General features: G+C 63.4%; 18 protein-coding genes and 1 pseudogene. 5 read left to right on the top strand and 14 right to left on the bottom strand.

Annotated elements, in window-relative coordinates:
• Nucleotide 1: 1 nt before the first annotated feature.
• Entirely contained in the window at nt 2–2,197 is a 2,196-nt protein-coding gene (locus ACPPVR_RS35120) for a tetratricopeptide repeat protein (protein ID WP_426611095.1), read from the bottom strand.
• Nucleotides 2,198–2,326: 129 nt separating this feature from the next.
• Here ACPPVR_RS35120 and ACPPVR_RS35115 point away from each other — a divergent pair, with 129 nt between their 5' ends.
• Together ACPPVR_RS35115 and ACPPVR_RS35110 are read left to right on the top strand one after the other, a co-directional pair.
• The gene (locus tag ACPPVR_RS35115; protein WP_426611094.1) at nt 2,327–3,532 is read left to right on the top strand and encodes a CaiB/BaiF CoA transferase family protein; all 1,206 of its coding nucleotides are present in this window, start codon (nt 2,327–2,329) and stop codon (nt 3,530–3,532) included.
• Between the two features lie 207 nt (nt 3,533–3,739).
• Nucleotides 3,740–4,757 (top strand): annotated as a pseudogene (locus tag ACPPVR_RS35110) (IS30 family transposase).
• Between the two features lie 11 nt (nt 4,758–4,768).
• Here the strand turns inward: ACPPVR_RS35110 and mdlC are convergent.
• The 4 genes from mdlC to ACPPVR_RS35090 all read right to left on the bottom strand — a co-directional run bounded on the left by mdlC (nt 4,769) and on the right by ACPPVR_RS35090 (nt 9,687).
• Nucleotides 4,769–6,391: a benzoylformate decarboxylase gene (gene mdlC, locus ACPPVR_RS35105; RefSeq protein ID WP_426611093.1), complete on the bottom strand. Its 1,623-nt coding sequence runs from the start codon at nt 6,389–6,391 to the stop codon at nt 4,769–4,771.
• A 146-nt stretch (nt 6,392–6,537) separates the two neighbouring features.
• Nucleotides 6,538–7,389 (bottom strand): FAS1-like dehydratase domain-containing protein, encoded by an 852-nt coding sequence (locus ACPPVR_RS35100; RefSeq protein ID WP_426611092.1) that lies wholly within the window; start codon nt 7,387–7,389, stop codon nt 6,538–6,540.
• Between the two features lie 14 nt (nt 7,390–7,403).
• Nucleotides 7,404–8,507 carry a CaiB/BaiF CoA transferase family protein gene (locus tag ACPPVR_RS35095; protein ID WP_426611091.1) on the bottom strand — a complete coding sequence of 368 codons (1,104 nt, stop codon included), beginning with the start codon at nt 8,505–8,507 and terminating at the stop codon, nt 7,404–7,406.
• Nucleotides 8,508–8,517: 10 nt separating this feature from the next.
• A complete protein-coding gene (locus ACPPVR_RS35090) occupies nt 8,518–9,687 on the bottom strand; it encodes an acyl-CoA dehydrogenase family protein (RefSeq protein WP_426611090.1) in 1,170 nt (389 codons plus the stop codon).
• 125 nt (nt 9,688–9,812) lie between these two features.
• Here ACPPVR_RS35090 and ACPPVR_RS35085 point away from each other — a divergent pair, with 125 nt between their 5' ends.
• Nucleotides 9,813–10,733, top strand: coding sequence for a LysR family transcriptional regulator (locus ACPPVR_RS35085; protein ID WP_426611089.1), 921 nt, complete (start codon nt 9,813–9,815; stop codon nt 10,731–10,733).
• Between the two features lie 225 nt (nt 10,734–10,958).
• On the opposite strand, the gene ACPPVR_RS35080 is transcribed toward ACPPVR_RS35085, so the two are convergent.
• Entirely contained in the window at nt 10,959–12,233 is a 1,275-nt protein-coding gene (locus ACPPVR_RS35080; protein ID WP_426611088.1) for a cytochrome P450, read from the bottom strand.
• Between the two features lie 67 nt (nt 12,234–12,300).
• Nucleotides 12,301–13,566: a cytochrome P450 gene (locus ACPPVR_RS35075; RefSeq protein ID WP_426611087.1), complete on the bottom strand. Its 1,266-nt coding sequence runs from the start codon at nt 13,564–13,566 to the stop codon at nt 12,301–12,303.
• A gap of 293 nt (nt 13,567–13,859) precedes the next feature.
• Here ACPPVR_RS35075 and ACPPVR_RS35070 point away from each other — a divergent pair, with 293 nt between their 5' ends.
• Nucleotides 13,860–15,017 carry a YjgN family protein gene (locus ACPPVR_RS35070; protein ID WP_426611086.1) on the top strand — a complete coding sequence of 386 codons (1,158 nt, stop codon included), beginning with the start codon at nt 13,860–13,862 and terminating at the stop codon, nt 15,015–15,017.
• Between the two features lie 3 nt (nt 15,018–15,020).
• On the top strand, nt 15,021–16,133 hold the full coding sequence (locus tag ACPPVR_RS35065) for a M48 family metallopeptidase (protein ID WP_426611085.1): 1,113 nt from the start codon (nt 15,021–15,023) through the stop codon (nt 16,131–16,133).
• A 38-nt stretch (nt 16,134–16,171) separates the two neighbouring features.
• On the opposite strand, the gene ACPPVR_RS35060 is transcribed toward ACPPVR_RS35065, so the two are convergent.
• From ACPPVR_RS35060 to ACPPVR_RS35030, 7 genes are all read right to left on the bottom strand, one after another.
• Nucleotides 16,172–17,206, bottom strand: a complete 1,035-nt coding sequence (locus ACPPVR_RS35060; RefSeq protein WP_426611084.1) for a G1 family glutamic endopeptidase — start codon at nt 17,204–17,206, stop codon at nt 16,172–16,174.
• Entirely contained in the window at nt 17,203–18,102 is a 900-nt protein-coding gene (locus tag ACPPVR_RS35055; protein ID WP_426611083.1) for a hypothetical protein, read from the bottom strand. The genes ACPPVR_RS35060 and ACPPVR_RS35055 overlap by 4 nt, the downstream gene beginning before the upstream one ends.
• A 40-nt stretch (nt 18,103–18,142) precedes the next feature.
• On the bottom strand, nt 18,143–19,912 hold the full coding sequence (locus ACPPVR_RS35050) for an adenylate/guanylate cyclase domain-containing protein (protein WP_426611082.1): 1,770 nt from the start codon (nt 19,910–19,912) through the stop codon (nt 18,143–18,145).
• Nucleotides 19,913–20,175: 263 nt separating this feature from the next.
• Nucleotides 20,176–20,805: a uracil phosphoribosyltransferase gene (gene upp / locus ACPPVR_RS35045; protein ID WP_426611081.1), complete on the bottom strand. Its 630-nt coding sequence runs from the start codon at nt 20,803–20,805 to the stop codon at nt 20,176–20,178.
• 164 nt (nt 20,806–20,969) lie between these two features.
• On the bottom strand, nt 20,970–22,208 hold the full coding sequence (locus ACPPVR_RS35040; RefSeq protein ID WP_426611080.1) for a URC4/urg3 family protein: 1,239 nt from the start codon (nt 22,206–22,208) through the stop codon (nt 20,970–20,972).
• Nucleotides 22,209–22,215: 7 nt separating this feature from the next.
• On the bottom strand, nt 22,216–23,472 hold the full coding sequence (locus ACPPVR_RS35035) for a GTP cyclohydrolase II (RefSeq protein ID WP_426611079.1): 1,257 nt from the start codon (nt 23,470–23,472) through the stop codon (nt 22,216–22,218).
• 263 nt (nt 23,473–23,735) lie between these two features.
• The gene (locus ACPPVR_RS35030; RefSeq protein ID WP_426611078.1) at nt 23,736–24,248 is read right to left on the bottom strand and encodes a sigma-70 family RNA polymerase sigma factor; all 513 of its coding nucleotides are present in this window, start codon (nt 24,246–24,248) and stop codon (nt 23,736–23,738) included.
• Nucleotides 24,249–24,395 lie beyond the last annotated feature (147 nt).

Here is a 24,395-nt window from a genome sequence, read left to right as displayed (position 1 = left end):
CCTAAAGACAGGTGTCGTCCTTGTCGCCGCGCCCGGAACCGCCGCACGGGGTGCGCTTCGAGAGCTGCTGGATTTTCGCCTTGGACTGGGCCTGGGCTGCGATGTCGAACACGTTTGCCGGTGTCAGCTGAGTGGCGCTGCGATAGTCACTGGTTGCCTTGTCCAGAACACCCTTGGCCTCATAGGCCGTGGCACGCGCGACATAGCGCTCGATCGTCGGCTTCTGCGCGATCGCCTTGCCGAGATCGTCCAGCGCCTTGTCGTATTGCTTCAACGACGTGAAGGCGATCCCGCGCAGGCTGAGCGCATCCGGATCGTTCGGCCGCGTCCCCAGCACCAGATTGAGGTCGGTCATGGCGCCGGCGGCGTCCTTCTTGCCGAGATAGGCGCGCGCGCGGAGCGTCCGCACGAACGCGTCAGAGGCGGGCACCTTTCCGACGAGCTGGTCGAGCGCCACAATTGCGCGGTCATATTGCGCGGAGAGCAGCATCGCGAGTCCCTGGCCGAGCTCGGCGACCTGGTTGTTGGGGTTGCGGTCGAGCGCGTTCTTGACGTCGACGAGGCCCTCCGCGTTGTTGCCCTTCAGCAGCAGCACGACCCCACGAGCGGCGCGTGCGGTGTCGTTGACGGGATTGAGCACCAGCGAATGGTCGAAATCGACCACCGCCTTGTCCATCTGGTTGAGGCCCATATAAGCCTGACCGCGCTCGGAGAAGGCCATGTAATCCTTGTCATTGAGCGAGATCGAGCGGTCGAGATCGGCCAGCGCGTCCTGGAATTTTCCGCTCAAGCGGCTTGCCATGCCGCGGCAGACATAGGCTGCGGCGTCGTTCGGATTGACGCCGAGCGCCTGATTTGCGTCAGCCGTGGCCTGATCGAACTGCTTCATGCCGAGCGAGGCTACCGAGCGGGACACCAGCAATGGTCCATCGTTCGGCTTCATCCTGATCAATGCATCGATGTCGGTCCGCGCCTCCGCGAAGTGGGACAATGACAGGTTCGCGGCCACCCGGAATTTGAGCGCGATCTGGTTGCCGGGATCGGCCGCGAGCACTGTGTTGAGGCGCGGCAGCGCGTCGGCATATTTCTTCTGCGTCATCAACTGCGCCGCCTCGCTCAGCCCTGGCGCCAGCGCCGGGATCGTGCCTTGCGGTATAGTCGCCAGCTGCGCTGCTGCTTGCGGGGCCGCTGGCGGCGGGGCTATGGCTGCAGCCTTGGGTGCCGTAAGAGTTGACTGCCCACCACTGACCTTCGCAAGCTCGGCCTGCATGGCGACGGCGGACTGCTTCTGCTGCTGCGCAGCCGGGTCATTCGGGGCAACTGACAGCACCTTGTCGAAATCCGCGATCGCGCGCGCGTAGTCGCCCTTGGAGCTGAACAGCTGTCCGCGCGCGAAATAGGAGCCGCGATCCACTTGCGGCGTCTGCGCAATCGCGCGCGAAAAATCCTCGATGGCGTGGTCGATGTCGCCCTTGCGGCGATAGGCCTGGCCCCGCCAGTAGAACGCGGCTGGCAGGCTGGCGCTCATCGAGATCGCGATGTTGAGGTCACCCAGGGCCTGGTCGAGCTGCGCGGTCTCGACATAGGCCCGCGCGCGCCCGACATAGGCCTGGACGAAGTCCTGACGCAGGCTGAGCGCCTGGGTGAAGTCCGTTACCGCGTCGGTCCACTGCTTTTGATCGCTCCTGAGGCCCCCGCGTGCCGCATAGGCATTCGGACTCTTGGGATCGAGCTCGATCGCCTGGTTGATGTCGGCCAGTGCGCCGTCGAAATTTGCTTTTCGCTGCCGGGCATAACCGCGCGACAGCAAGGCAGGTACGGAGGTCGGGTTGAGCTGAACCGCTGCATCGGCGTCCGCCAACGCGGCATCGAGATTGGACCGGCCCACGAACAGGCGCGATCTGTTCACATAAGCGCGCACGCGCTCATCGGCGATGCGCGATTGATCGTTGATGATTGCGCTACAGCCGGGCTCGACCCTGTCGGCGGCCGGGCCGTTGCAGTCTCCGAGGTCGCCCGCCTGGGCCGAACCGGGCACACTGCACAACATCATGAACGCGATGGGCAATATCAGGCGGACGAACGGGATCGACATGGCCGGCTGATCCTTCGAAACCAAGATGCCGGCTCGAGGGCGATCGAGCAGGCGGAGTAGCTGTACAACCAGGGCGAGCGGATTGCCATAACCGTCTGGCATGCCGACCCCCGGAAGGCGACTGCCGGACGGCGTTGCATCCCGCCACAACATCGGTCAAATGGTTGGGCTGTCAGGGATTGTGAAATTCCAGCCAGCGGGAAACGACAAGAGCGAGGGAGCAACGCCGCGATGGAAAAAGGCATTTTTGCAGGCCTGAAGGTTCTGGATTGCGCGAGCTTCATCGCTGCTCCTGCGGCTGCGACCGTGTTGTCGGATTTCGGCGCCGACGTCATCAAGATCGAGCCGCCCGGCGCCGGCGACCCCTACCGCAATCTGCCAAACCTGCCGGGCTATCCGACCGGCGAGCACAATTTCGCCTGGCTCCTGGAGGCCCGCAACAAGAAGAGCCTCGCGCTCGACCTCTCCAAGCCCGAAGCGCAGGCCGTACTCTACAAGCTCGTCGAAGAGGCCGACGTCTTCATCACCAACATGCCGCCGCCGGTGCGGACCAAGCTCGGCATCACCTATGACCACCTTGCCCATCTCAACGACCGGCTGATCTACGCTTCCTTCACCGGCTATGGCGAGAAGGGCGAAGAGGCCAACAAGCCCGGCTTCGACAGCAACGCCTATTGGGCGCGTTCCGGCCTGATGGATCTCGTCCGCGCCGACATCGACACCACGCCGGCCCGCTCAGTCGCCGGCATGGGCGACCATCCCTGCGCCATGGCGTTGTACAGCGCGATCGTCACCGCGCTCTATCAGCGCGAGAAGACCGGCAAGGGCTCGCATGTCGCCTCCAATCTGATGGCGAACGGGGTGTGGGCGGCGAGCGTACTGGCGCAGGCCAAGCTCTGCGGCGCCAAGTTCAGCGAACGGCGGCCGCGCGAGCGCGCGCTCAACGCCGTTGCCAACCACTATCAATGCAAGGACGGCCGCTGGCTGATCCTGTCGCTGCTCAACGAGGAGAAGCAGTGGCCGACACTCGCCAAATGCCTCGGGCGCGAGGACCTGATCGCGGATCCGCGCTTTGCGACCAAGCCGGACCGCCACGCCCGCTCAATCGAGCTGATCAAGATCTTTGACGAGACGTTCGCCACCAGGGATCTGGCCGAATGGCGCAAGGTCCTCGATGGCAACGGGTTGGTATTCGGCATCGTCGGAATTTTGGACGACATCCCGAACGACAAGCAGATGCTCGACAACGAGGTGCTGGTGCCGTTCGAGAACGACACCATGCTCACCATCTCCAGCCCGATCTGGATCGACGGCACCAAGAAGGTGCAACCGCGCAAGCCGCCCGGCGTCGGCGAGCACAGTGACGAGATTTTGCGTGGCGCGGGATACGACGAGGCCGCGATCAAGCAGCTAAGGTCGAAGGGGGCGGTGGGGTAAGGGGCGTTCACTCGCGCGCCACAACCCCGTCATTGCGAGCGCAGCGAAGCAATCCAGAATCCCACCGCGGATGCATTGCTGGACTGCTTCGCTGCGCTCGCAATGACGGGGTGGGACGGTCGCGGTATAACAACTGACACCCCCCGCCAAGCGAGGTGGTCCTGAGTTCACAAACGAAGTGCAACACTTCCAACTGGGAGTGTTGCCATGGGTCGGACTTACAAACAGCTCTCCGTTGACGATCGATGCGAGATTGCCCGCCATTTCAGCCAATGGCAGCTCGATCGGGCAAATCGCGGCAGCTCTGGATCGCTCGCCATCAACGGTCTGTCGGGAACTGAACCGTAATCGAGGCCGCCAGGTCGGCTACAAGCCAAGTTACGCCCAGCAACAGACGCGTGCGCGGCGCTGGAAGGGCTCTCGCCTCGAGCGCGATGCCGGCCTGCGCCGCGAAGTCCTGGCAGGCTTGAGCCGCGGATGGTCGCCTGAACAGGTCGCCGGCCGACTTGCCCGCGAACGTGGGCGCAAGGTGATCTCCTACGAGAGCATCTACCGCTTCATCTACGCCTAGATTACGCGCACCACGGACTTCAAATGGCGGCGCTATCTGCCTCGCGGCAAGAGCAAACGTGGCCGTCGGGGCAAGCGCGGCGGGAGCCCGGCAAGCTTCATTGAAGGCCGTGTTTCCTTGGCCCAACGACCGATCGAGGCCGCCGATCGCAGCGTTCCCGGCCACTGGGAGGCCGACCTGATGATGTTTTCCAAATACCGTCAGGCCATCCTGGCCGTCCACGAGCGTAGCTCGCGCCTGCTGCTCGCAGTCCCCATCGAAAGCAAGCTCGCCTCCGGCATCGCCAGCCGTCTCGTGCGCCTGTTCAAAGCGATCCCGCAGGCGCTGCGCCGCACCGTCACCTTCGACAACGGCACCGAGTTCGCTGCTCACCTTTCCTTGCAGAGCCTCTTGATGAAGACCTTCTTCTGCGACCCCCACGCGCCCTGGCAAAAGGGCGGCATCGAGAATGCCTTCGGCTGCTTGCGCCGCTTCATCCCTCGCAAGACTGACCTCCCAAAGCTCCCAATCCGCCGCTTCCGTCAGTCTATCGCCGCCTACAACAACACCCCGCGCAAATGCCTTGACTTCAGAACCCCGGCAGAGGCTTTCTCCCAAGCGTTGCACTTCGAGTGTGAATCCACCTCCCGGCCTTCGCCGGGACGACGTCGTTGATATGGCGTGCCCTAATGCTTCTGCCCGTACAACACCGGCACCGCCGAATCCACGACCACCTCCACGAGGCTCGTCCCCTCGTACGCCATTGCGCGCTTCAGCGCCTCACCCAGCTCCGCCGCCTTGCTCACCCGCACCGCATGGCATCCCATGCCCTCGGCGAGCTTGACGAAATCGATCCCCGGCAATTCCAGCCCCGGCACGTTGCGCACCTGCATTACCTGGCTGAACGAGCGCATGGCGCCGTAGCCGGAATTGTTGATGACGACGATGGTGAGCGGCAGCTTGCGCTGTGCGGCGGTCCACAGCGCCTGGATCGAATACATCGCCGAGCCGTCGCCGATCAGGCACACGGTGCGTTGCTTTGGCTTGCCGAGCGCCATGCCGACCGCGGCCGGCAGTGAGTAGCCGAGGCCGCCGCTCGCCATGGTGTAAAAACTGTCCTGGCCGCGCATCGGCATAAATTTTTGCATCGCCGGCCGGTGTGAGGGGATTTCCTCGACGAGTGACGTGCCGTCCGGCATCGCCTGTGACAGCGAATGCAGCAGGAACTCGACGGGCAGCGGATCGGCGGCCTGTGGCGCCGGCGGCAATGTGCGGCCCTTCGGTGCCGCGCGTTTGCTCTCCGGCATGAGGTCGAGCAGCAGGCTCAGCGCCGGCTTCATCGTCGCGATGATGCTGGTGCCGACCGGCGTTACTGCCGCCGCATCCGGATCGTCGGTGATCTGGAAAATCGTCGCGCCGCCATCGAAGATCGCGGCGTGGCCCTCGACATGGAAGGTGAACACCGGCGCGCCGACCACAACGACGAGATCGTGCTCGCGCAGCGCATCGGACAGTTGCGCGGGCGAGGCGTGCAGGAAGCCCGCGAATTGCGGATGACGTTCCGGGAATGAGCAGCGCGCCGAGAACGGGCTGACCCAGACCGACGCCTTCGCCTTCTCGGCCACGCGCACCATCAAATCGACAGCCCCGGCGCGGTCGACGCCGGGGCCAACGATGAGGGCGGGGTGCTTGGCTGCGCCGAGCGCGGCCACCAGCGCCTTCATCGCCTCCGGCTCGGGCCCGATCTCGCGGCTGACCTTGCGCGCTTCGACCGGCGCGGTCGCATGCGCCCAGTCGTCGATCGGGATCGACACGAAGGTCGGCCCGCACGGCGCCTGCATCGCAGTGTAATAGGCGCGCGCGATCGCTGCCGGCACGTCCTCTGGCCGCGCCGGCTCGACGCTGTACTTCACGTAAGGCCGCGGAAACTCCGACGCGCGTTCGGCATAGAGGAACGCCTGCAAGGGCAGGATCGAGCGCGCCTGCTGGCCCGCAGTGATCACCATCGGCGTCTGGTTGCGGTGCGCGGTGTAGATGTTGCCGAGCGCGTTGCCGACGCCGGCCGCGGAGTGCAGATTGACAAAGCCGGCATTGCGCGTGGCTTGGGCGTATCCATCGGCCATGCCGACCGCGCTGGCTTCCTGAAGCGCCAGCACGTAATCGATGTCGTCGGGCCAGTCGCTCAGGAACGGCAGCTCGGTCGATCCGGGATTGCCGAACACGCGTCTGATGCCGAACGAGCGCAGCAGGTCGAGGGTCGCCTGCTTGACGGTGACGGATTTGGCGCTTGCTTTGCCGTTCTTCGACATGGTTTCCGTCCCCTGTTGTTGATTGACGCTAGCAACCCCACCCGTCATTGCGAGCGAAGCGAAGCGAAGCAATCCAGAGTCTTCCCGCGGCAACAGTCTGGATTGCTTCGCTGCGCTCGCAAGGACGAGGAGGAGGCAGCGGCGTGTCACCACACCGCCGTGCCCTTCATCGTCGGCTGCCCCTCAGCGTTCGCGGTCCACAGCTCCATGCTCTCGCCGCTGTCATTGGCGTTGATGGAAAACTCCGTGCCCTCGAACAGCGGCTGGAGGCCGCGATAGGTGAACTTGCTGGGCGGCTTGCCGCCACGCAATTTGGCCGCCAGCTCGATGATGAACGTGACTTGCAGCGGCCCGTGGAAGATCAGGCCCGGATAGCCCTCGACCTTGGTGACGTAATCGCGGTCGTAATGGATGCGGTGACCGTTGAAGGTCAGCGCCGAATAGCGAAACAGCAGCACGGGATCGGAGACATGCGTCTCGCGGTGCTGCGCCTTCGGCGGCGGAGACGGGGCTTTTGCGGTCGCGGGCGCGCTGGTCGTCATCTCGCGATAGACGATGTCCTGCCGCTCGCGGATCGCTGTGCCGCGCGGCGAGGAGATGCTGTGCTCGACCGAGACGAAGCACAGCGTGCCGGTCGAGCCGGTCTTCACCTGCACGTCGGCAATGCGTGAGGTCCGCGTCGATTCATCGCCGACACGCAGCGGCTCCAGAAATTCGATCTCGCCGCCGGCCCACATCCGGCGCGGCAGCGGCACCGGCGGCAGGAAGCCGCCGCGGGTCGGATGGCCGTCGGGGCCGAGCATCGACATCGGAAACACCGGCTGCGCCAGGCACCAATGCACAGTGAACGGTGCGGCGTCGCCTGTCTTGGGCTCACCGACCTCCTGGAACAGCGTCGCGCGCAAGCCCATGACGAGCTGCGCGGTGACGGTGTCGGTGGCATCCGTGCTGCGGCCGATCCATTGCCGCAAATGATCGATGTCGAGCTTCTCGGTCATGACGCCTCGCTCTGTTATTTCTTGGCTTGGGGATTTTCGCCAATGCCGGGCACGGCGCCGTAAGCGCGGGTTTCGCCGACGATGATCGGCGCCGGCGCGGGATAGCTGACGCGGCCGTTCGGCGTATCCACCTCGATGCGGCGCAGATGCGGATGGTTGGTGAGGTCGGCCATGGTGTTGACCTCGGCAAAGGCGATGTCGGCATCGGACAGCCGCTTGAGCAGTTCATCGCGCGTCATCGTCGCAAAGATGTCTGCGACCGTCTTGTCGGTGAAGTCGCGATTGCGCACGCGCTCGACCATATTGGCGACGCGCGCATCTGCTGGCAGGTTCGGCTGGTCCAACACCTCGGTGCAGAGCGTCTTCCACTCGCGCTCGCTTTGGATCGAGATCAAGATGTCCTTGCCGTCCTTTGAGGTGAACACGCCATAGGGCGCGATCGAGGGATGGCGCAGGCCCATGCGCTTGGGCGGATTGCCGGCCTCGGAATTCAGCAACGGTACGGTGCACCAGTCTGCCATCACGTCGAACATGGAGATGCGGATGTCTGCGCCCTTGCCGATACGCCCGCGCGCGATCAGCGCCTCCAAAATCGCCGCATGCGCGGTGGCGCCGGTCGCGACGTCGACGATCGACATGCCGACGCGCGAGGCGCCGTCGGGATTGCCGGTGATCGAGGCGAGTCCGCTCTCGGCCTGGATCAAGAGATCATAGGCCTTGCGGTGCGCGTAGGGACCTTCATCGCCATAGCCGGTGATGGTGCACGAGATCAGCTTCGGATAGTCCTTCAAGAGCCGCTCGCGCGAAAATCCGAGCTTGTCCATCGAGCCCGGCTTGAGGTTCTGGATCAGCACATCGGCGCTGGCGATCAGCTTCTCGAGTTCGGCGCAGCCTTCCCTGGTGGCGAGATCGACCACCGCGGACTGCTTGCCGCGGTTGAGCCAGACGAAATAACTGCTCTGGCCCTTCGCCGCCGCGTCATAGCCGCGAGCGAAATCGCCCTCGGGCCGCTCGATCTTGATCACCTCCGCGCCGGCGTCCGCCAGCCGCGACGAGCAGAATGGCGCCGCGACGGCCTGCTCGACCGCAATCACCCTGATCCCGTCCAGTGCTCCCATGATTGCTGCCTCAGTACGAGCGGGGCATGCCGAGCACGTGCTCGGCGATGAAGGACAGCACGAGATTGGTCGAGATCGGCGCCACCTGGTAGAGCCGCGTCTCGCGGAATTTGCGCTCGACGTCGTACTCCTCGGCGAAGCCGAAGCCGCCATGGGTCTGGACGCAGGCATTCGCCGCTTCCCAGGACGCATCCGCCGCCAGCATCTTGGCCATGTTGGCCTCCGCGCCGCAGTCGAGCCCGGCCTCGTATTTGCGCGTCGCCTCCTTCACCATCAATTCAGCGGCGCGCATCGCGGCGTAGGCCTTGGCGATGGGGAACTGGATACCCTGGTTCTGGCCGATCGGCCGACCGAATACGGCGCGCTCCTTGGCGTAGTTCGTAGCCTTGGCGATGAACCATTTTGCGTCGCCGACACATTCGGCCGCGATCAGGATGCGCTCGGCATTCATGCCGGAGAGGATGTAGCGAAAACCCTTGCCCTCTTCGCCGATCAGATTTTCCGCCGGCACCTTCATGTCGGTAAAGAACACTTCGGTGGTGGCGTGGTTCATCATGGTGCGGATCGGGCGGATCTCGAGGCCTTTGTTTTTGGCCTCGCGCATGTCGACGATGAACACCGAGAGCCCGTCGGTGCGCTTCTTGACCTCGTCCTTCGGCGTGGTGCGGGCGAGCAGAAGCATCAGGTCGGAATGCTCGGCGCGGCTGGTCCAGATCTTCTGGCCGTTGACGAGGTAGCCGGCATTGCCGTCCTTGCGCGCGAAAGTCTTGAGCGAGGTCGTATCGGTGCCGCTGGTTGGCTCGGTGACGCCGAACGCTTGCAGGCGCAATTCGCCGCTTGCGACCTTCGGCAGATATTTCGCCTTCTGTTCGTCGCTGCCGTGCCGAAGCACCGTGCCCATCGTGTACATCTGGGCGTGGCAGCCGCCGCCATTGCAGCCGGCGCGCTGGATCTCTTCAAGGATCGCCGCGGCCGCGGAAAGCTTCAGGCCCGCGCCGCCATATTCCTCAGGGATCAGCACCGAGAGATAGCCGGCCTGCGTCAACGCATCGACAAAGGCCTTGGGATAGGCCATCTCGCGATCGAGCTTGCGCCAATATTCGCCGGGAAACTGCGCGCAGAGCTTTGCGACGGCTTCACGGATATCGGCGTGATCTTCGGTCTGGTGGTCTTCACTCATGGCGTTTCCCGTTGGGTGCGGCGGTTAAGATAACGCCGGCCGATCCCCCGGCGTTGTGAAAACAACGCCATCCCCCTATGCTCATTTGCTATAGCGTATGGAGTAGCCTTCCAGGATTGGCAAGCATGGATTTCCGTCAGCTCAGGACCTTCAGTTGCGTGGCGGAGCTCGGTAGCCTGAGCAAGGCGTCCGACACGTTGCGCGTCGCGCAGCCGGCGCTCAGCCGCCAGATCAAGCTGCTTGAACACGAACTGCGCGTCGAGCTGTTCACACGCAACGGCCGCGGCATGGTGCTGACCGAAGCCGGTCGCCTGCTGCTGGCGCGCACTTCCGGCATCGTGCGGCAGATCGACCAGATCCGCGACGACATCCAGTCCGCCAAGGGGCCGCCGTCCGGCCAGGTCGTGCTCGGGCTGGTTCCGACCGTGAGCTGTGTGCTGTCGGCACGCTTTGCGCGGCGTTGCGTTGAAAAATTTCCCGGCATTTCGCTGCGTATTGTCGAGAGCTACAGCGGTCATATCGTCGAATGGCTGCACCGCGGCGAGATGGATCTCGCCATCCTCTATGGTCGCTCGGCCGATCTGCATCTCAACGTGCAGAGCCTCGGCCGCGACAACATTGTCGCGGTCGGCCCGCGCGGATGCGGACTCGCGCGCAAGAAGAGTGTCGAGATCGGCTGGCTGCTGCGACAGCGGCTGGTGCTGCCCAGTCATTCCCACGGTCTCCGCGCGCTGATCGAGCACGCGGCCGCGCAGCGCAAGATCAAGCTCAATGTCCAGCTCGAGGCGGATTCGTTTCGCGTGCTGACGAGCTTGGTCGAGGAGGGGCTGGGCTTTGCGCTCTTGCCGCCCTCATCGGTCCACGGCGAAGTCGCCGACGGCCGGCTGGAAATCGCTGTTGTCTCCAAGCCGATAACACGCGAGCTCATTTTCGCTTCTCCGATCGACCGCCCGGCGTCGACGGCATCGCTGGCCGTCACCGCACTCCTGCGCGAGGAGGTCGCCGCCTGCCGCAAGGACGGCGTGTGGGACATCAAATTGAGTTAGATGCGCCCGTGTCGTAGAACAGTCAGGCGCCCTCTTGCCTTCGCATCTGGCGCGACCTGTCATGCCGAAATTGTATAGCTGGGATAGGGGTGCTGAGCGTTTGACGCGCGTCTGCACCCACGATCTCGTCATTGCGAGCGCAGCGAAGCAATCCAGCAATCCCTCCGCGGCGGCAGTCTGGATTGCTTCGTCGCAAGAGCTCCTCGCAATGATGGAGGATAGGGCCTATCCCGGAATCCTGACCGGCAGCGACTCATACCCCTTGATGAAGCTCGAATAGATCCGCTTCGGCTCGCCGACCACTTCGATGCGATCAAACCGCTTCAGCATCTCTTCCCAGACGATCCGCAGTTGCAGCTCTGCCAGCCGCATGCCGACGCAGCGGTGGATGCCGAAGCCGAAGGAGAGATGGGTGCGCGGCCGCGGCCGGTCGATGATGAACTCCTCGGGACGGTCGATCATCTCTTCGTCGCGGTTACCCGAGACGTACCACATCACGACGCGGTCGCCCTTCTTGATGTGCTTGCCGCCAATCTCGGTGTCCTGGAGCGCGGTGCGCCGCATATGCGCGAGCGGGGTCTGCCAGCGGATCACCTCCGGCACCATGGTGTCGATCAGCTCCGGATTAGCGCGCAGCTTGTCGTATTGCTCGGGATTCTCGTTCAGCGCCAGCACCGATCCTGTCATGGTGTTGCGCGTGGTGTCGTTGCCGCCGACGATGAGCAGGATGATGTTGCCCATCAAATTATCGGGGTCCATGAAGCGCGTGGCGTCGCTATGCGCCATCAGAGACAGCAGATCGTTGCGCGGCGCGGAATTGACGCGCTCGTTCCACAGCTTCGACATATAGGCGTAGCATTCGTCCATTTCCTGCCGGCGTTGCTCGGCCGACTCGACGATGCCGCTCTTGGGCAGCGCGGTCGCGACATCCGACCAGCGCGTCAGCTTGCGGCGCTCTTCCCAGGGGAAGTCGAACAGCGTTGCCAGCATCTGCGTCGTCAGCTCGATCGAGACGCGCTCGACGAAATTGAAGGTCTCGTTGCGGGGCAGATTGTCCAGCACGCTCTGCGAGCGCTGCCGTATCAGTCTGGCCAGCTCGTCCAGATGCGTCGGGGTGAACATCGGCGACACCGTCTTGCGCTGCGACGAGTGACGCGGTTGGTCCATGGCGATGAAGCTCGGCCAGTCATAGCCTTCCGGTACGTCACGGATCCCGATGCCGCCGAGCGTCGAGTCGGAGGAGAACGTGCCGTGATTGGTGTCGACATGCATGATGTCGTTGTATTTCACCACCGACCAGTACGGCTCGATCGGCGCGTTGGTGCAGTAATGCACCGGCTCTTCCTTGCGCAGCCGTTCGAACCACGGCCACAGCGTGTCGTCCTGGAACAGCCTGGGCGCACCGGGGTGGAATTGTGCCAGCGGCGTCGCGTAAGCCTCTTCGCGTGCCTTGCGCATGCGTTCGGCCTTGTCGGTCTTGACCGGAGTCTGAATGTTCATGGTCGTGGCTCCAGGTTACTTCTTGCTTCGCCTCTCCCCGCAAGCGGGGCGAGGGAGTTTTGACGCATCACGCCGTAATCTTCACGGGCAAGGTTTCAAGACCCTTTACGAAACTCGAATAGACCCGCTTCGGTTCGCCGACCACGTCGATATGATCGAACCGCTTCAGGATCTCCTCCCAGATAATCTTGAGTTGGAGTTCGGCAAGCCGTAGACCGACGCAGCGGTGGATGCCGAAGCCGAAGGAGAGATGCGTGCGCGGGCGCGCGCGGTCAATGATAAAATCGTAGGGCTTCTCGATCGCCTCCGCGTCGCGGTTGCCCGAGACGTACCACATCACGACCTTGTCACCCTTCTTGATCTGCTTGCCGCGGAACTCGAAGTCGGCCAGTGCAGTGCGGCGCATATGCGCGAGCGGGGTCTGCCAGCGGATCACCTCCGGCACGAAACTGTCGAGCAGCGCGGGGGTTTCGCGCAGCTTGCGGTACTGTTCCGGATGTTGGCTCAGCGCGTAGATCGAGCCCGACATGGTGTTGCGGGTGGTGTCGTTTCCGCCGACGATCAACAAAATGAGATTGCCGAGGAAGTTCCTGGCGTCCATGTCGCGCGTCGCGGCGCCATGCGCCATCATCGAGAGCAGGTCGCTCTTCGGCGGCTGCTCGATGCGCTCCTTCCAAAGCCGCGAAAAATACTGCGCGCATTCCGTCAGCTCGGTCTGCCGCTCGTCCTCGGTCGCGACAAGTCCGTCGGGGCCGGGAATGGTGGTGGCGATATCCGACCAGCGCGTCAATTTGCGGCGGTCTTCCCAGGGGAAGTCGAACAAAACCGCGAGCATCTGGGTGGTGAGCTCGATCGAGACCTGGTCGACCCAGTCGAACACCTCACCGCGCGGCAGATTGTCGAGGCATTCGGCCGAGCGCTCGCGGATGCTGAGCGCGAGATTGTCCAGATGCGTCGGCGTGAACATCGGCGCCACGGTCTTGCGCTGCGCCGCATGGCGCGGCGGGTCCATCGAGATGAAGCTTTCGCGGCGTAGCTCCGGATCGATGTCGCGGATGGTGATGCCGCCGAGTGAGGAGGCCGAGGAGAACACGGCATGGTTGGTCTCGATGTCCATGATGTCGTTGTAGCGCGTCACCGACCAGTACGGCCCGAACATCGAGTCCTTGCAGTAATGCACGGGATCTTCCCGGCGCAAGCGGTCGAAATACGGCCAGAACGTATCGGTCCTGAACAATTCGGGATCGCCGGGATCGAATTGTTCAAGCGGCAGTGATGCTGCGCGCTCGCGTAGTGCGTCGAGTTTCGCTGCGTTCTCGATGGTCCCGTGCATGACCGCTCTCCCTGACCTGAACCGCGCGATTTTCTTGAATTCTGCTCTGCGGTATTTGACTTGCAATTACAGCCCGTTGTCTGCGTCGGGGCAAGGGAGAGTTTTGCCACATCCAACCTTTGCGGGCGAGGTGCCGAGAATTTCGGAGCGTGACCTGCGGCACGGCGGACGGCCTGAAATCGTGCGAGAAATCGGTCGAAACCGAGGTCAAATCGAACCCGCCCATCTTGGGGATCGACCAACCTCTGATCTATAGTTTGAGCGGACCAGGTCCGCATCCCGAGGTTGCTGCCGTGAATGATTTGCAATGGGCTCCCATCGGCCCGCCCCAGCCGATCCCGCCCCCGCTGCCGCCCGCGCGGGTCGACTTCAGCGGCGATCGCTCAGAGTTTCGCAGGCTGGTCACCAAGGGTGCCATGCTGGAGCTCGTCACCTTCGGCTTCTACCGGTTCTGGCTCGTCACCGACATTCGCCGTCACCTGTGGTCGAACACTTCGATCGACGGCGATGCCGCCGAATACACCGGCCGGGCTAAGGAGCTGCTGATTGGCTTCCTGTTCGCGCTCGCGATCCTGTTGCCGATCTACCTCGCCTATTTCCTGATCGGCATCGAGTTCGAACGCTGGCAGGGCTTTGCCTCGACGCCGCTGTTCATCAGCTTCTACGCGTTCGGCCAGTTCGCGATCTATCGCGCGCGGCGCTATCGGCTGACGCGCACGGTCTGGCGCGGTGTGCGGTTCTGGATGGACGGCTCCGGCTGGGCCTATTCGTTCCGCGCCATGTTGTGGGGCTTGCTGGTGTTCCTGACGCTCGGCCTGGCGCTGCCGTGGCGCGAGGCCTCGCTCGAACGCTACAAGATGCGGCACACCCATTTCGGCGACCTGCAAGGCGATTTCGAAGGCGACGGCTGGACGTTCTTCAAGCGCGGCTGGTGGCTGTGGCTGCTCACCCCGATTGCGATCGTCATCTTTCCGCTCGCGCCGTTCCTCTATGCGGAGTTCAAGGCGCGCGAATGGCGCTGGTGGCTCGACGGCATCCGTGTCGGCGGCGTCAGCCTGTCCTCGACACTGCCGCACAACGCGTTCTACGGCCTCTACTGGAAGGTGATCGGCTGGTGGACGCTGCTGACGACGCTGTTCGGCGTCTATATCACCTGCGCCACGCTGCTCATTGTCAAGCTGAGCGGCCTGTCGCCCGAACAGGCGTTCGGACCCGGCCATTTTGCCAAGAGCCTCCCGTTGCTGGCGGCGATGGTGGTCGGCTATTTCGCTCTCGCGCTATCCGTCAACATCGTCATGCGCGTCTATCTCCAGCGCGACCTCTGGGCGAAGGTGCTGGAAACCGTCCAGGTGCATGATATCGGAGCGGCAGCGGATGTCCGTGCCAGCGGCGAGCTCGCCAGCGCACTGGGCGAAGGCTTTGCCGATGGTCTTGATGTCGCGGGATTTTGAGCTGTGAATGAGTTGTCCACTGAGGCCCCGGCGCAGTCCGCAAGGCCGACGATCTTCTTCGACGGCGTGTCGAGCCGCAGGAGGCAAGTGACACTGACGCTTGGTGATGCGCTCGAGATCCTCGAGGAAGGTGGAACACCGGTTCGCTGGGCTTATGCCGATATCCGGCGTGCCGACAGCCCCGCCGGGATTTTGCGTCTGACCTCCACTGCGGCACCGTCGCTGGCGCGGCTCGAAATCCGCGACATTCCGCTTGCGGCCGGGATCGTCGCGCGCTGTTTGCGGCTCGACGAGCACCAGACCACGCCCCGCGGGGTCGCAAAAATCGTCGGCTGGTCGGTTGCGGCTGCTGTCTCCATCATCTGCGTCGTGCTGTTTGGCGTGCCGCTCGCTGCGGACCGCCTCGCGCCGCTGGTGCCGAAGCCGATCGAGCGGCGGATCGGCGATGCCTCAGAAGTCCAGGTGAAAACCATATTCCGCGGCGGCACCTGCAACGATGCGGCCGGGCAGGCCGCCTTTTCCAAGCTCGTCAACCGCCTGCGCGACGCCGCCGGCCTCGATGACGATTCCATGACGGCGGGCGTGCTGTCGACCCCGGTGCCGAATGCGTTTGCGCTGCCGGGCGGCAAGGTTTTTCTGCTGAAGGGCCTGCTCGACAAGGCCGAAAATCCCGACGAGGTCGCGGGCATCCTCGCCCACGAGCTCGGCCATCTCAAGCATCACGACAACATGCGCGGCCTCATCTACAACGGCGGCACCTCGTTCCTGATCGGCCTGCTGTTCGGCGACGTCACCGGCTCGTCGGCCGTGATCTTCGCCTCGCGCAGCGTGGTCGAAGCCTCCTATTCGCGCGAGGCCGAGACCAATGCCGACACTTTTGCAATCGACATCATGCACGCGCTCGGCCGCTCGCCGAAGCCTGCGGCCGAATTGATGTTCCGCATCACCGGCAAGGAGGGCGGCTCGGGCTTCGCGACGATCCTCGCAAGCCACCCGCTCACCGAGGATCGCCTCGCGCGCATGACCAAAGAAGATCGCCCCGCCAGCGGCCCGCCGCTGCTGACGGATGCCGAGTGGCAGGCGCTGAAGGAGATTTGCGGCAGCGGAAAGATCTAGGGCAAGTTGCCTGCAAATCTGATCGAATGCGTCCAGGCCTAGCGAAATTCCGTGAGGAATTCCGTCGTATGGAGCGGCTTCGGGATCGAGATCTTCACCGTCCTTTCCGGATTCTGCCTCACGACGTACATATCGATCAGCTTTGCTCCAGAAAGGGTTCGTTCGACCGTCGCGCCAGTCTTCATGTTGGTCGCCGTCGCTCCGCAGTCCCGGAAATCCACCGTGCCATAGTCCGGAAGCGGCATCGGGGCGGGATCGGGCGGGATCGCCGGTCTCTCCATCACCCATTCTGCTGTCGCTCCAGAAACCGTGAAGGGGAGCCCGCCGTTGGGAGGCGGCGGCGCGTTCTGAGAGAACTGCAACGCGCGACCGGTCGTGACATTCATGATCAGGAACGACACCCCGGCGCGATCAGCGGCCACCTGCATGTAACACATGATCAGATCGCCGGCATGAATCTTCGGTGCAGGGATTTTGATTGGAAGTTGCTGGCCTCCGAGGCTCCTGACCCACCACTGCCACCATGCGAAGAATGACCTCGTCGGGATTCCCGCGTTCGGCTCGATATTTTGCGCCGTGCCAAACTGCGGCAGTGTCGACATATAGTATCGACGCTGCCCGTCAAAACCGATCCATGTGGAGCTGAGATCCTTTTCGCCGGGCTTCGCGCCCGGCGGAAGGTTCGGCGTCGGCACCTGAAACGTGGTCCAGATCGACGAAAAGACTGTGCCATCCCTGGGCGTGATGTAGGCGCCAGACCAATTGAGGCTGGTTTCCCGCCGCGGCGATTCCCAGAAAAATCCGCGACCCTGTGTCGCGATGGGGGGAAGTATTTCGATATCGAACGCCTCGAATACGGGCGGCTTGGCGAACATCTTTTGCCAGAACGCGTATTCGGTCGGCTGAAGCTTCGGATCCGGTCGCACCGGGAAGCCGAATTTCTTCAGGTCCTCCTGCGACGCTTCCAACGGGGCGAACCCTTCTGGAGGGGAAAAGCTCACGATCGAAGCGAAGATGATCTTCCTCAGCGCGACAACGTCAATTCCGGGGTGCAGCCCTTTCTCGTAGGTCATTGCCATTCCCCCGCTGCGTCGGCGACCGCCTGATCAAACATCGGCACGGCACCTACTGTCAGGATGACGGTATCCATCAAATCCGCCAGCCTGGCGCCGCCTGCGGAATCGCCGGCGTAGTGCAAACCGGCGATCTCACGGTTTCGCGCGATCTCGTCCGCCAGAACCGTCAAGTCGGCGCTCCATACGATCTGGTCGGCCGCAGGCATCGTCGTCGCGGCAAATATCCTGAGCATGCAGTTCTTCATCAAATGCGCCTGCGTGGAATGCCCGCTCGGCCAGGATGAGTGACCGGGGACGGGGATGGGCGGCAGCAATGCGGGACAGATTTGCGTTGGTCTGGGCAAGTCGTATTTGTCCTTGAAATACAGTGCTGCGAACGATCCCAGCAGACTGGCGATGTTCAATACGCGCCAGGTTTGTGGATGCGATCCCGGCCGGGCCGTCAGGACGGCCAGGAAATCAGAGAAAAATTCGCCGTCCTGTGAGAGAATAAGGCCCATCGCATCCGGCCGTTCGTCCCGAGCGGCGAGCACAAGGTCGTCGATTTGGCCGTTGTAGTCGGCGACAAGAGTGTTCCGAATGTTTGTGAGCATGGCGTCCGCGTCGACGGTCGCCGCCCAGCCGGGGACATTGGCCACCATCTGATGCAAGACGCGCCACGCATACCAGTTCGCCGACCATTGCCTGTTACCGAAGGACGCCGGCGGGATTCGTCGCAGCGAGCCAAGGTCGCTCATCCCACCTGGAGCAAGCCTTGTGACGAATGGTAAGTCGACCCGGTCGGGAATGAACCAGCCAACACCTCCGATGTTGCCGGTGTTTCCTGTGTTGCCGGTGTTACCCGTATTTCCGGTATTGCCTGTGTTACCTGTGTTGCCTGTGTTACCTGTCATGACGTCTTCCCTTTTTGAAAGTTGTCGCCAGCAGTCAGCGTCAGTCGGGAAGCCCCGCGGATCGGAGATGCCCGAGCCAGGTTTCCAATGCATCGCCGCGAAATGGGCAGCGTCTCGCATAGGATGATACGCAAAAATCCGGTTGAATCTGCAGGTAGCGATGCGCCGCCTGCACGGCCTCTTCCTGACGGCCCAACGCGCCGAGCGTGACGATGAGAAGGCGCTGATTGAAACGGATGAGCTCGTTGCGGCTCACCGCGCTGCGCACCCACTCCAATGCCTGCTCGTAGTCGCCATTCACGTAGTGAGCCTGCCCGAGTAGTCCCTCGTGCCAGAACGAGCGGGCGTCGAGCGGGGAGAGCCGCACGCCCTGCTCACCTTGACGCACGGCCGCAGCGCCATCACCCAGAAAGCCGGACGTCGCGCTTGCCATCGTCCAGGCCATCGCCGAACTCGGGCCGGCGGCAATCGCGCGCTCCAGCGCAATCTTTGCCTTGTGAAAGTCACCGACCAAAAATGACTGGACGTGGCCATGCACCGCCAACGCGAATGCGTCGTCACCGCCTCGTGCGATGGCCTCCGCCGCATATTTGGCGCCAGCGATGGCGTCGCCATCCGGATCCGGAGATCCGATTTCTCCGATCCTGAACACATACCAGAGCGCGGCGTATGAATAGGCCAGAGCATAACTGGGATCGTGCGATATCGCCTGCTCGAGCAGGCCCCGAGCCTTCGAAAACGAATCGTAGTCCATTCGGTACAACAGGTCGAATGCCTGCAGCACGAGTTCGTAAGCGGTCAGATTCTGGGGATGCTTGCGCATCGCTCGCATCAATTCCCGCTCGCGCACCTGCGGCGCAATCTGTCTGACGACGCTGATGGCAATTCGATCCTGAAGAGCAAACAGTTCGCTGGGGTCGCCTTCGTGCAGATCCGAACGAATGACCTCTCCCGATTCGGCGTCACTGAGTTCGGTCCCGATACGGATAGCCGTCGCTGTTCGTTGCACCCCTCCATAGAGGACGTAACGAACGCCGAGCTGACGGCCGATTTCACGCACGTCGATATTGCGGCCGCCAAAGCCGAGGCTGGCTCCTCGCGATACGACGAAGAGCTCCTTGAGCCCGGCGAGGCCGCGGATGATGTCGTCAACAACACCATCCGCGAAATAGCCCTCGTCCGGGTTTGACAGATTCATCCGGAAAGGCAGAACGGCAATGGAAGGGCGCGGCTCCTGGCCCGCAAGAGCTTCCCCGACAAGCTTCGCAGGTTGCGAGGGCTGGTGGAGCGCATACACACGGACGGGTCGACCCATATTGCGAAGATGCAGATCGCCGAGGTCTATGACGTTAACCTCGAAATCCTTCCCGAGCTGCTCCGCGATTGCGCCCGAAACGACGATGCCGCCAGCCTGCGCATAGGATTGAAGACGTGCCGCAATATTTACGCCCTCGCCATAGACGTCATCTTTCTCCACGATGATGTCCGCAGCGTTCAACCCCATGCGAAAGCTGATACGCTGGTCCGCGGGCATCCCCGCAGTGTTCGCGGCTACCGATTCCTGCAGTGAAAGAGCACAGCGCGTTGCATCTCGTGCGGTGTCGAAGGTTGCCAGGAAACCATCGCCGGTATTCTTGATGATCGTCCCGCGTAGCGCGGCGACTCCGGGGTCGAGGACCTCCGAACGCAACTGCATGAGCCGCGTGTGAGTATCGACCTCGTGCGCCTCCATCAGTCGGGTATACCCAACCACATCGGCTGCGAGGACTGCCGCCAGGCGTCGACGAACTTCCGGCGTGGATGGGTTCATATGACTGATACTTCTATGTAATTCTATGAATGCGTCCGTAAAATCAAGAAGAATGGGCTGCTAGGATTGAGAAGGATACCTTCATCACGGTCGCAAAGAAAGGGCACTACAATCTGAGCGTATTGTGGTGATCAAAGGTTCGCCTCGTTGCATCCTCAAGGAGGACACCCCTGCAAGTTGTCCGCCGCTGCAGACAGCGCGGGCCAGTGTGGCGGATTGCCGCGTCGGATCACCGCGGCAATCCCTGAATGTGCCTTCGTGCCTTATCGCGTCCCGTAAGCGCGGTCGCCGGCATCGCCAAGGCCCGGCAGGATAAAGCCGTTCTCGTCGAGCCCTTCATCCACCGCGGCCGTCCAGATCGGCACATCTGGATGCAGTCCGCGCAGGCGCTCCAATCCTTCCGGAGCGGCGATCAGGCAGGCGAGGCGAATGTCCTTGGCGCCGCGCTCCTTCAGCCGGTCGATCGCGGCCACGGCCGTGTTGGCGGTTGCGACCACCGGCGTCACGACGATCGCCAGCCGCTCGCCGAGATCGGACGGCGATTTGAAGAAATATTCGACAGCGGCAAAACTGTGCGGCTCGCGGTAGAGGCCGATATGCGCGACGCGCGCGGTCGGCACCAAATCCATCATGCCGTCGACGAAGGTGGTGCCGGCGCGCAGCATCGGCACGAACACCAGCTTCTTGCCGGCGATCTTGGCCGAGTGCATCCGCGCCAGCGGCGTGTCGACGACGACATCGGCGAGCGGCAGGTCGCGCGTCACCTCGTAGCACAAGAGCATGCCGATCTCCTTGATCAGCTCGCGAAATGACTTGGTCGAGATCGATTTGTCCCGCACCAGTGTCAGCTTGTGCTGGACCAGCGGATGATCGACGATCGTGACGCCTTCCATGATCGGATGCTCCTGACTTCCTTCTCCCCTTGTGGGAGAAGGTGGCGCGAAGCGCCGGATGAGGGGTTGTCTCGACGAACTCCAGTGAGAGATGTGCTCGCGGAAGCAACCCCTCACCCGGCTTCGCTTTCGCGAAGCCACCCTCTCCCACAGGGGGAGAGGGTTTAGAAAACGGTCCCGTCGCTGATCACCTTGAGCGGTGGTGCACCGTCGGGACGGCGCGCGAAGGCGATGGCTCGGCCCGCGGCCCAGGTGCCGCCTTCGAGAATGCTGGCAAGCGGCAAGGACTCCGGCGTGCGGCCGAGCTTTGCGCGGACGCTCCCAGCGAGCCGATCCAGCAGTGCGACGGTCAGCGCGCGCCACTCAACGACAAGCAGCGAATCCACCGCATGTGCGCGTTCGGCATCAGCAGCATTGCGCAGGCGAAGCACCTCGTGATCGACGAACAGGCCACCATTGCGGTATTCGGCAAGCCCGGTCAGGCCGTCGATATCGGTCACTTCCAAGCCAGCGCGCTGGAGCGGCTCGATCAGTGAATAGCTCAGCCATTGCGACAGCTTGTGCAAGGGGACGAGGCCCGCGGTCGCATCGTCAGCCTTGATCGCCGGATGACGCCAGCAATCGCCGAGCGGAACGCCTGCAAGCTCGAGCCGCGACGGCCAGATCGGCCCGAGCTGGTTCAGCACCGCAGACAGGATGGCGGGGGCGGGAATGGTGCCGTTGGTCGCGCTCGCCGCGATGTGATCGAACAGCCCGCCCGGCCGCGGGGTGTCGTGCAGTCCGAAAATCTCTGGCCGGTCCGCAACCTGCTTGCCCAGACGCCGCAGCAGGTCCGTGCGTCCTTCAAGGCCGAGCAATGGATTGGCATTGCTCACCTGAAAAGCGGATGTGAGTGCGGCGAGCGGCAGTTTTGCGAGCACGTCCGCGTCGACCCTGAAAGGCGCACGCGCATCGCCGGAGAACAGGCCGTTCGCAAACATGTCGAGGCTCGCGATCGCAAGCCCCTCGGACCGACCGATGCCGTCTCCGGTCACCTTGTCGCGGTATCGCCACGTTGCACCCGCACCGGCATCGAGCAGCACGCTGACGATGGCGAGATCGAATTCCGCCCGCGCACGCGCCGCGCGGTCAGTCCAAGAGGCGGCGTCCGCAAGCCGCGCCCAGCGATCGACGCCGCCGAGCACAAAGTGCCGCCATCGCGCATGGAAGGGAATGTCGAGCGTCGGATAGGCTTTGCGCGTGACAGCCAGCACGGCGTCCGCAACGCCATCCATCCGATCGAGATCGATGGTGAAATGCGTGAGCCCGCCGTTCAGGCCGATCTCGAGCATCGCGCCAGCGCGCGCGCGGACCGCTGCTGCGCTGAGCAGCGAGCGGATCTGTAGTTCCAAAGCGTCCGCCATCACTTGATCAGTATTTTTCCAGCGAACGCCCGACCACGCCGTTGACGTCCTTTTCGGGCGCAATGTCGGTCGAGTAATAGCCGGCGGCCTTCTTCGCGGCCATTTCGACGTCGGCATCGGCCGGAATGAGCTCCGGCGGGATCGGCACGCGCTCCACGATATCGATGCCCTGCGATGTCAGCGCGTCGTGTTTCATGTCGCTCATCGACAGGAAGCGGTCGATGCGCTTCAGGCCCAGCCAGTGGATGGTGTCGGGCATCAATTGCTGGAAGCGCGCATCCTGGACGCCGGCGACGCATTCGGTGCGCTCGAAATAGGCGGCGGCCGCATCGCCACCGGCCTGGCGCTTGCGCGCGTTGTAGACCAGGAATTTGGTGACCTCGCCGAGCGCGCGGCCTTCCTTGCGGTTGTAGATCACGAGCCCGAGCCCGCCCTCCTGCGCGCCGCACGCGGATTCCTCGATGCCGTGGATGAGGTAGGGCCGGCAGGTGCAGATGTCGGAGCCGAACACGTCGGAGCCGTTGCACTCGTCATGGACGCGGCAGGTGATCTTGGTGCGATGGTCGGGCAGCTTGGTGACGTCGCCGAACATATAGATCGTGGTGCCGCCGATCGGCGGCAAAAACACTTTCATGTCAGGCCGCGTCACCAGTTCAGGGAACATGCCGGCGGTCTGCTCGAACAGCGTCCGCCGCAGCTCGGTCTCGTTGGTGCCGAAGCGTTCGGCAAGGCCCGGCAGATACCAGACCGGATCGATCGCGATCTTCACCACCGACACGCTGCCATTGGCGTGCACGACCTCGCCGTCGGCGCGCAGCCGTTTTGCGGCCAGCGCCTCGCGGATCTCCGGCAGGTCGAGCCGCGCCCGCGTCACCGCGATGCTTGGGCGGATGTCGACGCCCTCGGCAATGTCCTTGCCGAAATTCTCGGCGACCAGATGACCCCAGGGGTCGAGCGCGACGATCTTGGCCGGATCGCGCCATTGTTCAAACGGCCCGATGGTCGCCGCCGGAAAGGTGTTGGTCAGGTCTGGACGCCGGATCGGATCGAGCGCGCCGGCCGAGACGGCGAGCGCGCGGTACATCGCGTAGGAGCCGCCATGGCTGCCGATCACGTTGCGATCCTGCGCGCGTGACACCGTGCCGATGATCGGCCCGCGGGCGCGCGCGTCGGCGGCACCCCAGTGGATCGGAAAGGCGGCTTTCCGGCCCGGCTCCGGATGGGAGGTGAGGCGGATGTGGTCGGTACGGTTCGCGCGGCTCATGGCCAAACTCCCAAAAAGCCAACGGCCCGCCGCTCGGACGGGCCTGGCTCAGTCGCGCTGCCGGTGCGGTCGCCGGCGACGCAATCCAACATATTGTAGCGGCCGGTCACGACAGACAAGTTAATCGTGTGGTGCGGGTAGGCCGTTCAGTGCCGCTTATATGGGTATCGGCAGGCCTGACCGGAATGGCGGGGGCGCGCCGGTCGGGTGCCCCGTCGGCAGCAGCAATCTTTCAAGCCATTGAAATAATTATATTTTTATCGTCAGCGGGCGACCGAACCCGCAAGCCTGCCCCGCGCAGAGGCCAATCGCGATATGATCTCGCCGGTCGGCAGCGACGTCACTTCGGCGATCTCCCGGTAGGACAGCGCGTCGAACTCGCGCAGCACCAGGATTTCGCGCAGGCGCCGCGGCAGGGTGTCGATCGCACAGCGAACCGCCACCGCATCGATATCAACGCGCACCGTGATTTTCTCCGCACCGTCGTCCGATCGGAGGACGGAAGCGGCGACCGCATCAGGTACCCGCTTGTTGGCGAATACATCAATTTTCAGATCGCGTCGCCGACGGGTGGTCAGCCATGTCCGATAGCAATTCCGCACGCCTTTCAACAACCGGGTCCGGTCTCTGCGGCCGGCATCGATGTCGGCGCGAAGAAATGCCGCCTGAACGATGTGCTCGGCGGCGTCTGCATCGCCGCTCAGGAAGCGCGCGAAATTGTAAGCCGAGTCGAGTGTCCGCATGCCGTCTCGTCCCGCATTGACGCCGTTGTGCATCGAGTGCCCCGTGCGATCCCGTGTGGTTGTGCGCGGCTCTCTTCGTCCGAACGGCGGCCGATCTCAATGGACTGCACATAACCTTTCTCTGGAATCGCAATCCCCCGGGAAGCCGAATGAATTCACGGGCTTCCGACCACACATCCC

Source organism: Bradyrhizobium sp. McL0616, assembly GCF_049993385.1.
Classification (GTDB): domain Bacteria; phylum Pseudomonadota; class Alphaproteobacteria; order Rhizobiales; family Xanthobacteraceae; genus Bradyrhizobium.
The sequence above is the reverse complement of the archived record's forward strand: the minus strand, read 5'-3'. Positions and strand labels throughout refer to the sequence as shown.